Raw genomic sequence first — 13,731 nt, 5'->3', positions numbered from 1 at the left:
AATGGAGAACATTGTTTTCCCGCAGGGTTTTCTGTGGGGCGCTGCGACCGCGGCGTTCCAGGTGGAGGGTGCCACGGCCGTCGACGGCCGCACCGACTCCATCTGGGACACCTTCTGCCGGGTACCCGGCAAGGTCGTCGGCGGCGACTGCGGTGAACCCGCTGCCGATCACTACCGGCGGTTCGAGCAGGACGTGGCCATGATGGCCGAGCTCGGCCTGAAGGCCTACCGGTTCTCGATCGCCTGGCCGCGGGTGCGGCCGGACGGCGGCGACGTGAACCAGAAGGGCCTCGACTTCTACCAGCGGCTCGTGGACACGCTGCTCGCGCACGACATCACCCCGTGGCCGACGCTGTACCACTGGGACCTGCCGCAGACGCTGGAGGACGCGGGCGGCTGGACCAACCGCGACACCGCGTACCGGTTCGCCGACTACGCCGCCGCCACCGTGGAGGCGCTCGGTGACCGGGTCGGCACCTGGACGACGCTGAACGAGCCCTGGTGCTCGGCCTTCCTCGGGTACGCCTCGGGTGTCCACGCCCCCGGCATCACCGACCCGAAGGCCGCGGTCGCCGCGGTGCACCACCTGCTGCTCGGCCACGGGCTCGCGGCCGAGGCGATCCGCACCGCGGTGCCGGACGCCAAGGTGGGCATCACGCTCAACATGTACCCGATCATCCCCGTCGACCCGAGCGACCCGGCCGACCTCGACGTCGCGCGCCGGCTCGACGGGCTGCAGCAGCGGATCTTCCTGGACCCGTTGCTGCGCGGCGAGTACCCCGCCGACATCGTCGCGGACCTCGAACCGTTCGGGTTCAGCGACCACGTGCGCGACGGCGACCTCGCCGTGATCTCGGCACCGATGGCCATGCTCGGCGTGAACTACTACTCCGAGCACTACGTCAGCGCGTCGCCGAACGGCAGTGACAGCGCGCCGTCGCCGTGGGTCGGCGTGCAGCACGCGTCGTTCCCCCGCCGGGACGCCCCGCGCACCGACATGGACTGGGAGGTGCACCCGGACGGTCTCACCGCCGTCCTGCTGCGGCTGCACCACGACTACCCGCGCCTGCCGCTCTACATCACCGAGAACGGTGCGGCGTTCCGCGACGACTTCTCCGGCAACGGCGCCATCGACGACGTCGACCGCACCGGGTTCATCGCGTCGCACCTGCGCGCGGCGCACGCGGCCATCGAGGCGGGGGTCGACCTGCGCGGCTACTTCTGCTGGTCGCTGCTGGACAACTTCGAGTGGGCAGAGGGGTACGCGAAGCGGTTCGGCATCGTCCACGTCGACTACGCGACGCAGATCCGCACGCCGAAGATGAGTGCGAGGTGGTTCTCCCGAGTGGCCCGCGACAACGCGCTGGTCGCCGTCTCATGACCGAACGGACCCGTCGCCCCGGCCCGCGCATCGAGGAAGTGGCGCGCGTGGCCGGGGTGTCGAAGTCCACCGTCTCGCGGGTCATCAACGGCGAGAAGTACGTGAGCGAGCGATCGCGCCAGTCCGTGCACCGCGCGATCGCCCTGCTCGGTTACAGCCCCAACCACGCCGCGCGCACGCTGGCGGGCTCGAAGGCCAACGCGATCGCGCTGGTGATCTCCGAGCAGGGCAGCCGGGTCCTCGCGGACCCGTTCTTCGCCGGCGTGCTGCGCGGGGTGCACGCCGAGCTCGCGGGACGGCACGTCCAGCTGCTGCTGATGATGAACCAGCCGCTGGACGGCCAGGACCAGGTGGCCTACCTCACCGGTGGGCACGTGGACGGGGCGCTCGTCGTGAGCCTGCACGGCGAGGACCCGTTGCCGCGGACGTTGCACGAGGCGGGGCTGCCCATCGTGGTGGGCGGCCGCCCCCTCGCGGGCGGCACCGTCCCGTTCGTCGACTCGGACAACTTCAACGGCTCGCTGGAGGCCGTGCGGTTCCTCGTCTCGCTGGGCCGCGAGAAGATCGCCACGATCGCCGGCCCGCGCGACATGGCGGTCGGCATGGACCGGCTCAGCGGGTGGCGGTGCGGGCTCGCCGAACACGGCATGGCCGTCTCGCTGGTGGTGCACAGCGACTTCACGCCGGAGGCCGGTGCACTGGCGATGGAGGAGCTGCTGCGCAGGGCACCCGACCTCGACGCGGTGTTCGTGGCGGCGGACATCATGGCGCTGGGTGCCCTGCGCGTCCTCCAGGCCCGCGGCTACCGCATCCCCACCGACGTGGCGGTGGTCGGGTTCGACGACTCGGTGCTCGCCTCGACCGCGGTGCCGCCGCTCACCACCGTGCGCCAGGACCTGGAGCAGTTCGGCCGCACCATGACCTGGCGGCTGCTCGCCGAACTGGCGGGCGAGGAGAAGCTCCCCCTCTCGATGTTGCTGCCCACCTCGCTCGTGCGCAGGTCGAGCGCCTGATCCGCCAGGACCTCGAATCCACCCCACATCGGATCGACGTGGTGCATTCGCCTGGAAAGCAGTTTTCCCGCAGCCTGAACCGGAGCAGTGGCGTGCGGTCACGGTGCGGTGAGCGGAAATCGCGACCTGGGACCGCCCAGGCCGCCTTCGAGTCGAATCGACCGTCGAATGTGGACTGAGCGGCGGTAGCCCTCCGGCGAAGACTCCGAACGCCGTCTTGTCCCCGGCCGTTCGGACAACGAACCTGGGAGCGCTCCCAGATCCGTCGCCGAGGACGTGATGCGCATGGCAAGACGCCGGCTCCTCCTGGTCTCCGCGCTCGTCGCGGCCTGCCTGCCCGCGGTGGCCACCGCGGCGCCACCGCCGACCGGCCCACCCGCGGACGCGACGGTCGTCGTGAACACCAAGGCCGGTCTCGCCACCGTTCCCGAGACCGCACTCGGCGTGAACCACGCCATCTGGGACAGCCAGCTCGGCACTCCCGAGGTGTCCGGCCTGCTCGGCGACGCGGGCGTGCGGATGATGCGCTACCCCGGCGGTTCCTACGGCGACATCTACCACTGGGAGAGCCACACGGCGCCCGGCGGGTACGTCGCGCCGAACACCGACTTCGACACGTTCATGGCCGGTGTCCGCCGCGCGGGGGCGCAGCCGATCGTCATCGCCAACTACGGCACCGGTTCTCCGCAGGAGGCCGCGGACTGGGTGCGCTACGCCAACGTCACCAAGGGCTACGGCGTGAAGTACTGGGAGATCGGCAACGAGCTCTACGGCAACGGGCACTACGGCTCCGCGTGGGAGGCCGACGACCACCCCGACAAGAGCCCTGCCGGGTACGCGCGGGAGACGGTCGCGTTCGCGCAGGCCATGAAGGCGGTCGACCCCACGGTCAAGGTCGGTGCCGTGCTGACCACGCCCGCGAACTGGCCGGACGGCATCGTCGGCACCGGGGACGCGGCGAGCTGGAACCAGACGGTGCTCTCGATCGCGGGACCGCACGTGGACTTCGTGGTCGTGCACTGGTACCCGAGCGGATCGACGGCCGCGCAGACCCTCGCGAGCACCGACCAGATCGCCGACATGACCTACCTGCTGCGCCAGCAGATCACCAGGTACGCGGGACCGGACCCGGACCGGCTGGGCATCGCCATGACCGAGCTCAACACCACCTACGGCCGCAACACCCAGCCGGGCGCGCTGTTCGCCGCGGAGGCCTACACCTCGTTGCTGGAGAACGGTGTCTTCACCGTCGACTGGTGGAACACCCACAACGGGGCGGAGACGGCGTCCACTGTGGCCGGTCAACCCGACTTCCACGACTTCGGCCTGCTCTCCAGCGGCACCTGCCTGCCCGGTGGCGCCTGCGAACCACCGCTCAACACGCCGTTCGCGCCCTACCACGCGCTCAAGGTGCTCGGGTTGTTCGCACGGCCCGGCGACCAGCTCGTCCGCGCCGGCTCCGGTGACCCGTCGGTCCGGGCGCACGCGGTCCGCAGGCCCAACGGCGACCTCGCCGTGTTGCTGCTCAACGCCGACCCGGACAACGCGCGCACGCTCGCGATCGACTACGCCGGGTACACGCCGTCCGCGAGCACGCCCACCGTGCACACGTTCACCAACGGCGCCAACGGTGTCGTGACCACCGCCGACGGCACCGCGACCAGCCGGACGCTGCCGCCGTTCTCGCTCACGACCCTCGTCCTGAAGCCGGCGGCGGCGAGCGCGCTGCCGCCGGCACCGGGACAGCCGGTGGCGAGCGCGGTCACCGACCGGACCGCCACGATCAGCTGGCCCGCGGTGCCCGGTGGCGTGAAGTACGAGGTCCACCGCCAGCTCGGCACGACCAGCGAGCAGTGGGGCGAGACGACCGGGACCGAGCTGACCGTGCGGAACCTCGACCCCGGCAGCCGCTACGCGGTGAACGTGCTGGCGCGCGACGGGGCCGGGCGGTTGTCGTGGTCCTCTCCCCCGCTCACGATCACCACCGGCAGCCCGGCCACGAGCACCTGCTCGGTGCGGATGGGCAACGTGACGGACTGGAGCAGCGGGTTCGTCGGTTCCGTCGACATCACCAACGACGGCACGGCACCGGTGGCCGACTGGACGCTGACGTTCCGCTGGCCCACGGCGTTGCAGCAGGTGTCGTCGAGCTGGAACGCGATGTGGAACCAGACCGGGACCGCGGTCACGGTCACCGGCACCTCCCGGATCGAACCGGGAGCGACCGTCTCGACGGGCTTCGTGGGCGCCTACACCGGCCCGAACGTCCTGCCGACGGCCTTCACCCTCAACGGAACGCTCTGCCGCACCGCGGCATGAGCCACGCGCGGTTGCTCGGAGGAGAACGGATGAAGCGGCACAACAGGATCGCCGGCGCGGTGCTCGCCGCCGCGGTGGCCGTGAGCGGGGTGGTCGCCGCCGGCGCCGCCGGACAGGTCACGGCCGCGGCGGCGGGCGGCACGGGCACGGGTTACCTGCACACCAGCGGCAGCAAGATCCTCGACAGCACGGGTGCGACGGTCCGGCTGACCGGCATCAACTGGTTCGGGATGGAGACCGACAACAAGACCTTCCACGGCCTGTGGGCCAGCCGGACGTGGCGCCAGCAGCTCGACCAGATGGCGCAGCTGGGCTACAACACGCTGCGGATCCCGTTCTCCAACGACGCGCTGAAGGCCGACGCCAAGGCGACCGGCATCAACGACTACACCAACCCCGACCTCATCGGCCTGTCCCCGCTGCAGATCCTCGACAAGGTCATCGACCACGTGGGGCAGAAGGGGATGCGCGTCATCCTCGACCGGCACCGGCCGACGAGCGCGGGGCAGACCGCTCTCTGGTACACGGCGGGCGTCCCGGAGAGCACCTGGATCAACGACTGGAAGATGCTCGCCCAGCGCTATGCGGGCAACACCACGGTCATCGGCGCGGACCTGCACAACGAGCCGCACGCCGAGGGCACGAACCCGGCGGCGACCGGCGCGTGCTGGGGCTGCGGTGACACCGCCCGCGACTGGCGGCTGGCCGCGGAACGCGCGGGCAACGCGATCCTCGCCGTGCAGCCGAACTGGCTGATCTTCGTCGAGGGCGTGAGCTGCCCGAGCGGCGGGCTGTCGAACGTGTGGGACGGCGACCCGACCAACGACGAGGACTGCGGCTGGTGGGGCGGGAACCTGTCGAGGGCGGGCCAGTTCCCGGTGCGGCTGTCCGTTCCCGGCCGGCTCGTCTACTCCCCGCACGAGTACGCCACCTCGGTCTACGACCAGCCGTGGTTCAGCGCTCCGGACTACCCGGCGAACATGCCGGCGATCTGGGACAGGTACTGGGGTTACCTGTACAAGCAGGACATCGCGCCGATCATGATGGGCGAGTTCGGCACCACGCTCGCCAACCCGGTCGACAAGGTGTGGCTGGAGCACCTCATGGCCCACACCGGGACCGGCGTCACCGGCATGTCGTTCACGTACTGGTCGTGGAACCCGAACAGCGGTGACACGGGCGGCATCGTCGGCGACGACTGGACCACGGTCAACCAGGCGAAGCAGAGCATCCTGCAGCCGTACCTGATCCCACCGGCCGGCGGGCCGGTCACGACCACCACGACGACCACCACCGGTGGCGGCACGGGCGGCTGCCGGAGCGCGTGGAAGCTCGACAACTCGTGGCAGGGCGGGTTCCAGGGCGCGTTGACCGTGACCAACACGGCTTCGAGCGCCGCGAACCCGTGGACGGTCACGTTCTCGTTGCCCGCGGGGGCCACGATCGTGAGCGGCTGGAACGGCACCTTCAGCCAGAGCGGCACCACGGTCACCGTGACGGCGCCGGCGCACAGCCCGTCGCTGGCGGCGGGAGCGGCCGTGTCGCTCGGTTTCACCGCCAACGGCACGGCGAGCGCGCCCGCGGCGGTCGCGCTCAACCGGTCCGCCTGCGCGTGACACGACTCGGCCGCGGTACCTCGTGAGGGGTACCGCGGCCGAGGTGGGTTCGTCAGACGGTGACGCCGGTGCGGGCGGCCAGACCCTCGATGACCGCGCCGAGCTTCTCGGTGACCTCGGGGTCGTCGACCGGGTGCAGCTCGGCGAAGCGGACCACGGAGCCCGGGATGGACAGCGTCAGGTCCTCGGCGACCTCGGCGCCGGCGATCCGGACGGCCTTGCGGGCCTCGTCCTGCGCCCACACGCCGCCGTACTGGCCGAACGCGGTGCCGACGACGGCGACCGGCTTGCCGGCCAGCGCGCCCGCGCCGTAGGGGCGGGACAGCCAGTCGATGGCGTTCTTCAGCACCGCGGGGATCGTGCCGTTGTACTCGGGCGAGACCAGCAGCAGGGCGTCGGCGTCCTGCGCGGCCTGGCGCAGCTTCGCGGCCTGCGCGGGCACGGTGCCCTCGACGTCGATGTCCTCGTTGTAGAACGGCACCGCGTCCAGCCCGTTGAACAGCTCGACCTCGACGTGCTCCGGCGCGATCTGCACGGCGGCCTCGGCGAGCCTGCGGTTGTGCGATCCGGCGCGGAGGCTGCCGACGAGGGTGAGGATGCGAACGGCCATCAAGAGCTCCTGGGGGTGCAGGTCGTACAGGGTCACCCGATTAAACGGGACGCGTCCCGGTTATCTTCCGGGTTAGGCTGCGGAGGTGATCGACAGCACACCCCTGCCCCTCGTCGGGGCGGGAAAACCCCTGCGTGCGGACGCGGTGCGCAACCAGGCGCGGCTGCTGGAGGCGGCGGCGCGGCTGGCGGCCGAACGCGGCGCGGCGGCGCTCACGATGGAGGCGGTCGCGGCGGCGGCCGGCGTCGGCAAGGGCACGGTGTCACGGCGTTTCGGCGACCGCGGCGGTCTGCTGCTGGCCCTGCTCGACCACGCGGAGCGGCAGTTCCAGGAGGAGTTCCTGACCGGCCGGCCACCGCTGGGCCCCGGCGCGCCCGCCGCCGACCGGTTGCACGCGTTCGGCCCGGCCCTGCTCCGCCACGAACGCACCCACCTTGACCTCTACCTGGCGGCGGAACCCATCGCTGGCCGCCGGTACGCGGTTCCGGCCAAGCGGCTGCGGCACGCCCACGTCGTGGCGCTGGTGCGCACGTTGCTCCCGGAGGCCGACGCCGAACTGCTCGCCCACACGCTGCTGGCCTCCGTGGACCTGGTGCTGGTCGACCACCTGGTCCGCGTGCACGGCACGGCGGTGGAGCGGGTGGAGGCGGGCTGGCACGACCTGGTCGACCGGCTGCTCACTCGAGGTTGAGCACCCCCGACCGGAACTCCGCGACCTCGGCACCGTCGAACCCCGCGTCCTTCACCACCTCGGCCACCCCCGCCCTGACCTGCGGCAGCTCGACCAGCGTCGGATCGAGCTCGACCCGCCCGACCCCACCGAGGTCGCGCACCCGCAGGTCCCGCGACGGCGTACCGGCACCGGCGAGCCAGGCGCGCACCGCCACCTCGGCCCGTTCCACCCTGGCCAGCCGCGCGGGCGTGATCGCGAGCCCGTACCGCACCCGGCTCGCCAGGCACGGCTGCGCCGGCTTGTCCCACGTGCCCAGCCCCCAGTGCAGGCTGACCGCGCGCACGTCGGCCTTGGTCATCCGCAGCTCCCGCAACGGGGTGTGCACGCCGATCTCGTCCCCCGCCCGGATGCCGGGCCGGAACCGGTCGCGCGCGTCGTCGGCGTTGGTGCCAGTCGCGACGGCGGTGAAGCCGTGCTCGCGGGCGACCTCGGTGATCGCGGTGAGGACCGTGGACTTGCAGAAGTAGCAGCGGTCGCGCCCGTTGGCGGCGTAGCCGGGGTGGTCGAGCTCGGTGGTGCCGGGGGTGAGGTGGCGGACGCCGAGGCTTTGGGCGAACGCGGCCGCTGCCGTTCGTTCGGCCGCGGCGAGGCTGGCGGAGTCGCCGGTGACCGCGAGCACCGCGTCCGGGCCACTCGCGCGCACGGCCGCGGCCAGGACCAGGGCGGAGTCCACACCGCCGGAGAAGGCGACGGCGACCGGGCCGAGGTCGGCGAGGTGCGTGACCAGGCGGGTGGCGGTGGTGGCGGGGTGCATCAGCACTCCTTCGGCTGGTGCGCGGGTGGGGTGGTGGCGACGCAGGTGGCGGCCATCAGCACTCCCTCGGCTGTTCCGCGGCCAGGGCGAGCACCGTGCGCAGCGGCAGTCCCGTCTGCCGGGCCACGGCGGCGGCGTCGTCGTACTCGGGTTTGCCGTGGTGCGGGCCGTGCTTGCGGCGCACCGGCATGCCGTGCACGTGGACCACGTCGGTGGTGCGGGCGGCGGCGGTGCGGCGGACCGCGGTGCGGCGGACGCCGAGGGTGCCGGTTTCGGCGAGCATCAGCCGTTCGAGCTCGTCGGCGGTGGCCGGGGTGGCGAGGGCGTGCAGCACGTGGGCGGGGCGGCCCTTCTTCATCACCGCGGGGGTGGTCCAGCTGTCGAGGGCGCCGCGGTCGATCAGGAGGCCGACGACGTGGCCGAGGACCTCGCCGGTGACGTCGTCGAGGTTCGTCTCCAGCACGACGAGGTCGGCGGAGCTCCCCACCGGCTCGCCGAGCCGCACGACGGCGACGTTCGGCCGGTCCGGCAACACCCGGGTTCCCGCCCCGTACCCCGTGGCCACCAACCGCATCGCGGGCGCGACCCCGTAGTCCGCCGCCATCGCCCGCAGCAGTGCCGCCGCGGTCGGCGTCACGGTCTCGCCGGTCAACGCCGTACCGGTCACCACCGCCCCCTCCAGCAACGCCGCGGTCGCCGGTGCCGGGCACGGCAGGACGCCGTGGGCCGTCCGGACCGAACCGGCACCGAGTGGCAACGGTTCACAGTGGACGGTGCTGACCCCCAGGGCGTGCAGTGCGGCGGCCACACCCACGACGTCCACGAGGGTGTCGTGGCCGCCCAGCTCGTGCAGGTGCACCTCGGCGGGGTCCTCGCCGTGCAGCCACCCCTCGACCTCGGCGATGGCCTGCACCGCGGCGACCGCCAGTGCCGCGACCGGCGCCGGCGACACCCGGCGGGCCATGGCGATCAGCTCGCCGGCCTTGCGGCTCGCCGCACCGTCCGTCACCGACACCACGGCGCGGCGCACGGCCAGGCCGTGCGTGGACGCGGCGGGAACGGTCAGGTCCCACCCGGTCAGGCCCGTCTCGGCCACGGCGGCGCGGATGGCGTCGAGTGGTGCGCCCGCGTCGACGAGGGCGGCGAGCAGCATGTCGCCGGCCAGGCCGGTGAACGGCGTGATCACGCAGATGCGGTTCACGGCGTGCTCCTGCGCAGGACCGCGGACAGGCGGAAGGCGGCCATCGCGGCGCCGAAGCCGGAGTCGATGTTCACCACGGTGATGCCGGCCGCGCAGGAGGCGTGCATCGCCAGCAGCGCGGTGATGCCCTCCAGACCGGCGCCGTAGCCGGTGGAGGTGGGCACCGCGACCACCGGGCAGGCGACCAGGCCACCGATCGCGCTCGCCAGCGCGCCCTCCATGCCCGCCACGACGATCACGGTGTCGGCGGCGCGCAGCCGGTGCTGTTCGGCCAGCAGGCGGTGCAGGCCGGCCACGCCGACGTCGGTCACCGAGGTGACGTCCAAGCCGACGGCAGCGGCGATCGCGGCGGCCTCGCGGGCCACGGGCAGGTCGGCGGTGCCGGCGGCGGCGACCACGACGGTGAACGCGGTGGGCCGGGCCGGGCGCCACGTGAGCAGACGGGCAGCGCTGTCGTAGGTGCCGTCCGGAACGGCGTCCAGCACGACGCCGGCGGTGTCGGGGGTCACGCGGGTGACGAGCACCGGGCCGTCGTTGTGCCGCAGCAGGGTCCGGACGATCGCCACGACCTGGGCCGCGGTCTTGCCGGTGCCGTAGACGACCTCCGGCACCCCCTGGCGGGCCTCGCGGCCGACGTCGACCCTGGCGAAGCCGAGGTCCACGGCCTCGCTGTCGGTAGCGGAAAAGTGCTCGTTGATCTTGAGTTGGGGGTACTTGCAGACGCCGTCGGAGGGACTGGTCATGCGGCTCCTCCCCTGGCCACGACGGACGGCAGCTCGCGGCCGACCTGCGCCAGCAGCTCCGGTGCCCGCGCCATCGCCGTCGCGACGTCGCCCGCGCGGTCGAGCAACGACCACGCCGCACTCACCCCGGCCGCGCGCAGCTGGTCCGCGGAGAGCCGGACGTCACCGGCGACCACGACGACCGGCACGCCGTGGCGCCTGGCCGCCTCCGCCACGCCGACGGGTGCCTTGCCGCGCAGGCTCTGCTCGTCGAACCGGCCCTCGCCGACCACGACGAGCGCCGCCGTGCGCAGCGCGTCCTCCAGGCCGATCTCGCCCAGCACGAAGTCCGCGCCGGAGCTGCGCCGCGCACCGAGGGCGGCCAGCGCGGCGAACCCCGTGCCACCCGCCGCGCCCGCGCCCGGCGCACCGCTCAGGTCGCGGCCGACCTCGCGTTCCACGACGGCCGCGAACCGCTCCAGGCCCCGCTCCAGCACCTCGACGTCACGCGGTGAGGCGCCCTTCTGCGGGCCGAACACCGCGGCGGCACCGGACGGGCCGGTCAGCGGGTTGTCCACATCGGACACCAGCGTCACGCGCGCCAGCCGCAGCCGGAAGTCCAGGCCGGACAGGTCCACGTGCGCGACCCCGGTCAACGCCGCACCGCCGGGACCGACCGGCACGCCGCGCGCGTCCGTGATGCGGGCACCGAGGGCGCGCAGCAGGCCCGCTCCCCCGTCGGTGGTGGCGCTGCCGCCGACCGCCAGCACGATGTCCAGGCACCCGTGGTCGAGCGCCGCGCGGATGAGCTCGCCGGTGCCGTGGGTGTCGGCCACCAGCGGCGCCGCCACCCCGTCCGGCAGCACGCCCAGGCCGCTCGCGAGCGCCAGCTCGACCACCGCACGCGTGCCGCGCACCGCGAACGCCGCCCGCACCGGCCGTCCGGTGGGACCGGTGACGTCGGCGTGCACCTCGCGGTACCCGGCCCGCGCCAGTGCGGCGAGCGTGCCCTCGCCGCCGTCCGCCACCGGCATCGCCACCGCCGTGCCGCCCGCGCCGACGACGCCCGAGACGACGGCGGCGCAGGCCTGCTCGGCGGTCAGGCTGCCGCGGAACTTGTCGAGGCAGACCAGCACCGTGCCGCTCATCGCCCCTCCCCCGTCACGTACGGGATGGTCTGCGGACCCTCCGGCAGCACGCACAGGCGGGCACCGGGACCGGCGGACGCCAGCGCCTCCGCGACCGTCGCGGAGATGTCCGCGGTCTGCTCCAGGTGCGCGGTGGCCAGCTCCGCGTCGGTCAGGTGCGAGGTGTGCACGACGACCCGGCAGTCGGCCTGGATGCGGGCCTGGATCTGCACCTGCCACTGGTCGGGCACGGTGACCTCGCGCGCGGAGATCTCCGCGAACAGCTCCGCCGGCGAACCGGCCGAGGCCAGCACCTCGCGGTACGAGCCGTGGTCGGGGAACCCGTCGCGGCACTCGGCTGCGCACACGATCGTGCCGCCCGGCCGCACCACCTGGTAGGCCGCCGACATGCCCTTCACCGCCTGGTAGAGGTTCTGGTCGAGCGGGAAGCCGGAGTTCGTCGTCACCACCACGTCGAACGGCCGCGGCACCGGCCGCATCGCGACCTCGCGGGCGGTGCGCACGGCCGCCGCGTGCATCTCCAGCAGGTCCCCGCCGAACGCGGCGACGACCTCCTTGTCCTGGTTCAGCACCACGTCGAACCCGAACGTCACCCCGGTCGCGGCCGCGATGGCGCGCACGTCGTCGTGCACCGGGTTGCCCTCGATGACGCCCCACGTCGCCCGCGGGTGGCCGATCCGGCGCGCGTCGTGCAACACCAGCACCGTCTCCAGCGCGGCGAGACCGGGTGCGACGAGCTTGGGCCCGCCGGAGAACCCGGCGAAGAAGTGCGGTTCGACGAACCCGGTGGTGATCCGCACGTCCGCGGCCACCCACTCGCTGTTGAGCCACACCGGGACGTCCGCGGCGAGCTTCCCCAGCCACGTCAGGCCGGTCCGGTCGCGGGCGTCGTGGTTGACGATCCGCACCGAGTCGACCACCTCGTCGCCGAACATCGCCCGCAGCTCCGCGTCCGTGTTGCCGCGGTGGGTGCCGGTCGCGACCAGCACCACGACGTCGTCGAGGTCGACCAGCCCGTCGAGCTCCGCCAGCACCGCCGGGATCATCAGGTGCCGTGGCTGCGGGCGGGTGCCGTCGCAGGCGGAGATCGCCACGGTCTGGCCGCGCCGCACCCGCTCGCGCAACGGCGGCCCCGCGACCGGCGAGCGCAACGCCCGCCGCAGCACCTGCTCCGCCGGCTCCGGCACCGGGTGGTGCCGCGGGGTCACGACGGTGGTCACCGCCGGGTCGACGCGCAGGTCCAGTCCGGTCTCCCCGTAGGCCAGCCGCACGACGTCCATCACCGCTCCCCCAGCCGGTAGACGCGGGTGGCCGTGCCGGCGAGGACGTCGGCGCGCTCGGCAGCGGACAGCCCGCACAGCAGCGCGTCGGCGGCGGACAGCACCTCCCCGTACTCGGCGGCGAGCAGGCACACCGGCCAGTCGGAGCCGACCATCAGCCGGTCCGGCCCGAACACCTCCAGCACCAGGTCGACGCACGGCCGCAGGTCCTCGACCGTCCAGTCAGGACCGGCCTCCGTCACGAGCCCGGACACCTTGGCGGTCACGTTCGGCTCGGCCGCCAGCGCCGACAGGTGGGTCGCCCACGGCTGGTACACCCGGCGTGCGATGTCCGGTTTGGACAGGTGGTCCACCACGAACACCATGTCCGGCACCGATCTCACGGCCACCAGCGCCGCGGGCAGCTGGTGCGGGCGAGTCAGCAGGTCGTAGGCCAGCCCGGCGTCACGCACCGCCCGCAGCCCGGTCAGCACCTCCGGCCGCAGGAGCCAGTCCGGGTCGGGTTCGGACTGCACGAGGTGCCGCACGCCCACCAGCCGGTCGCCACCCGGTCCCGACCGCAGCCGGTCGAGCTGCTCGGCGACGTCGGGCGCGGTGAGGTCGACCCAGCCGACGACACCGGCCACGAGCCCGGACTCCGCTGCCAGTGCGAGGAACTCGGCCGTCTCGCCGGTGTCGGCGAGCACCTGGACCAGCACGGTGGCGTCCACCCCGGCCGGTCCGGTCACCTCCGCGAGGTCCGCGAGCCCGAAGTCGCGGCGGATCCGCGCGACCTCCGGTGCGTCGAGCCAGCCCTGCGGGCGTGCGGAGAGGTCCCACAGGTGGTGGTGGGCGTCGATCCGGCGTGGTGCGGGCGTGCCCGCCCTTCCGGCCGGCAGCTCCGCCGTGCTCCCGTCGAAGTCACCCATGGCCCAGTCGCTCCATTCGTCGAATGCCTGTGGGAGGAGCGGCGCA

The 13,731-nt window shown here is 73.2% G+C and carries 12 protein-coding genes; 5 read left to right on the top strand and 7 right to left on the bottom strand.

The genetic code is table 11. From position 1 onward, the window contains the following. Nucleotide 1: 1 nt before the first annotated feature. The 4 genes from ACZ7CH_RS10835 (at nucleotide 2) to ACZ7CH_RS10820 (ending at nucleotide 6,329) form a co-directional block, all read left to right on the top strand. Nucleotides 2–1,381: a GH1 family beta-glucosidase gene (locus ACZ7CH_RS10835; protein WP_360389241.1), complete on the top strand. Its 1,380-nt coding sequence runs from the start codon at nucleotides 2–4 to the stop codon at nucleotides 1,379–1,381. Next, nucleotides 1,378–2,394: a LacI family DNA-binding transcriptional regulator gene (locus ACZ7CH_RS10830; protein WP_360389244.1), complete on the top strand. Its 1,017-nt coding sequence runs from the start codon at nucleotides 1,378–1,380 to the stop codon at nucleotides 2,392–2,394. The genes ACZ7CH_RS10835 and ACZ7CH_RS10830 overlap by 4 nt, the downstream gene beginning before the upstream one ends. Nucleotides 2,395–2,679: 285 nt before the next feature. Then, a complete protein-coding gene (locus ACZ7CH_RS10825; RefSeq protein WP_470373697.1) occupies nucleotides 2,680–4,713 on the top strand; it encodes a cellulose binding domain-containing protein in 2,034 nt (677 codons plus the stop codon). A 29-nt stretch (nucleotides 4,714–4,742) separates the two neighbouring features. Continuing rightward, nucleotides 4,743–6,329, top strand: a complete 1,587-nt coding sequence (locus ACZ7CH_RS10820; protein WP_470373696.1) for a cellulase family glycosylhydrolase — start codon at nucleotides 4,743–4,745, stop codon at nucleotides 6,327–6,329. 52 nt (nucleotides 6,330–6,381) lie between these two features. Here the strand turns inward: ACZ7CH_RS10820 and ACZ7CH_RS10815 are convergent, their stop codons facing one another. Beyond that, entirely contained in the window at nucleotides 6,382–6,939 is a 558-nt protein-coding gene (locus tag ACZ7CH_RS10815; RefSeq protein ID WP_360389253.1) for an NADPH-dependent FMN reductase, read from the bottom strand. An 85-nt stretch (nucleotides 6,940–7,024) separates the two neighbouring features. Here ACZ7CH_RS10815 and ACZ7CH_RS10810 point away from each other — a divergent pair, with 85 nt between their 5' ends. Further along, on the top strand, nucleotides 7,025–7,630 hold the full coding sequence (locus ACZ7CH_RS10810) for a TetR family transcriptional regulator (RefSeq protein ID WP_470373695.1): 606 nt from the start codon (nucleotides 7,025–7,027) through the stop codon (nucleotides 7,628–7,630). On the opposite strand, the gene larE is transcribed toward ACZ7CH_RS10810, so the two are convergent. The 6 genes from larE to ACZ7CH_RS10780 are packed head-to-tail and all read right to left on the bottom strand — an operon-like array spanning nucleotide 7,617 to nucleotide 13,685. Continuing rightward, nucleotides 7,617–8,426: an ATP-dependent sacrificial sulfur transferase LarE gene (gene larE, locus ACZ7CH_RS10805; protein WP_360389259.1), complete on the bottom strand. Its 810-nt coding sequence runs from the start codon at nucleotides 8,424–8,426 to the stop codon at nucleotides 7,617–7,619. The two genes, ACZ7CH_RS10810 and larE, sit on opposite strands and share 14 nt — an antisense overlap. 55 nt (nucleotides 8,427–8,481) lie before the next feature. Continuing rightward, complete coding sequence (gene larC / locus ACZ7CH_RS10800; protein WP_470373694.1) at nucleotides 8,482–9,627, bottom strand: nickel pincer cofactor biosynthesis protein LarC; 1,146 nt, start codon at nucleotides 9,625–9,627, stop codon at nucleotides 8,482–8,484. After that, nucleotides 9,624–10,370 carry a nickel pincer cofactor biosynthesis protein LarB gene (larB, locus tag ACZ7CH_RS10795; RefSeq protein ID WP_458431856.1) on the bottom strand — a complete coding sequence of 249 codons (747 nt, stop codon included), beginning with the start codon at nucleotides 10,368–10,370 and terminating at the stop codon, nucleotides 9,624–9,626. The genes larC and larB overlap by 4 nt, the downstream gene beginning before the upstream one ends. After that, complete coding sequence (locus ACZ7CH_RS10790; protein ID WP_360389266.1) at nucleotides 10,367–11,497, bottom strand: glycerate kinase; 1,131 nt, start codon at nucleotides 11,495–11,497, stop codon at nucleotides 10,367–10,369. Before ACZ7CH_RS10790 ends, larB begins: the two co-directional genes overlap by 4 nt. After that, complete coding sequence (gene larA, locus ACZ7CH_RS10785; protein ID WP_470373693.1) at nucleotides 11,494–12,777, bottom strand: nickel-dependent lactate racemase; 1,284 nt, start codon at nucleotides 12,775–12,777, stop codon at nucleotides 11,494–11,496. The genes ACZ7CH_RS10790 and larA overlap by 4 nt, the downstream gene beginning before the upstream one ends. Continuing rightward, nucleotides 12,777–13,685: an amidohydrolase family protein gene (locus ACZ7CH_RS10780; RefSeq protein ID WP_470373692.1), complete on the bottom strand. Its 909-nt coding sequence runs from the start codon at nucleotides 13,683–13,685 to the stop codon at nucleotides 12,777–12,779. The genes larA and ACZ7CH_RS10780 overlap by 1 nt, the downstream gene beginning before the upstream one ends. Between the last annotated feature and the right edge of the window lie 46 nt (nucleotides 13,686–13,731).

The sequence above is a fragment of the Lentzea sp. NPDC037011 genome (genome assembly GCF_055607425.1).
The sequence above is the reverse complement of the archived record's forward strand: the minus strand, read 5'-3'. Positions and strand labels throughout refer to the sequence as shown.

Excerpts from the sequence above, each read along its gene's own strand:
- ACZ7CH_RS10825 (WP_470373697.1), top strand. The coding sequence starts at position 2,680 with ATGGCAAGACGCCGGCTCCTCCTGGTCTCCGCGCTCGTCGCGGCCTGC.
- ACZ7CH_RS10820 (WP_470373696.1), top strand. The coding sequence starts at position 4,743 with ATGAAGCGGCACAACAGGATCGCCGGCGCGGTGCTCGCCGCCGCGGTG.
- ACZ7CH_RS10780 (WP_470373692.1), bottom strand. The coding sequence starts at position 13,685 with ATGGGTGACTTCGACGGGAGCACGGCGGAGCTGCCGGCCGGAAGGGCG.
- ACZ7CH_RS10815 (WP_360389253.1), bottom strand. The coding sequence starts at position 6,939 with ATGGCCGTTCGCATCCTCACCCTCGTCGGCAGCCTCCGCGCCGGATCG.
- larB (WP_458431856.1), bottom strand. The coding sequence starts at position 10,370 with ATGACCAGTCCCTCCGACGGCGTCTGCAAGTACCCCCAACTCAAGATC.
- larE (WP_360389259.1), bottom strand. The coding sequence starts at position 8,426 with ATGCACCCCGCCACCACCGCCACCCGCCTGGTCACGCACCTCGCCGAC.
- larA (WP_470373693.1), bottom strand. The coding sequence starts at position 12,777 with ATGGACGTCGTGCGGCTGGCCTACGGGGAGACCGGACTGGACCTGCGC.
- ACZ7CH_RS10835 (WP_360389241.1), top strand. The coding sequence starts at position 2 with ATGGAGAACATTGTTTTCCCGCAGGGTTTTCTGTGGGGCGCTGCGACC.
- ACZ7CH_RS10790 (WP_360389266.1), bottom strand. The coding sequence starts at position 11,497 with ATGAGCGGCACGGTGCTGGTCTGCCTCGACAAGTTCCGCGGCAGCCTG.
- ACZ7CH_RS10830 (WP_360389244.1), top strand. The coding sequence starts at position 1,378 with ATGACCGAACGGACCCGTCGCCCCGGCCCGCGCATCGAGGAAGTGGCG.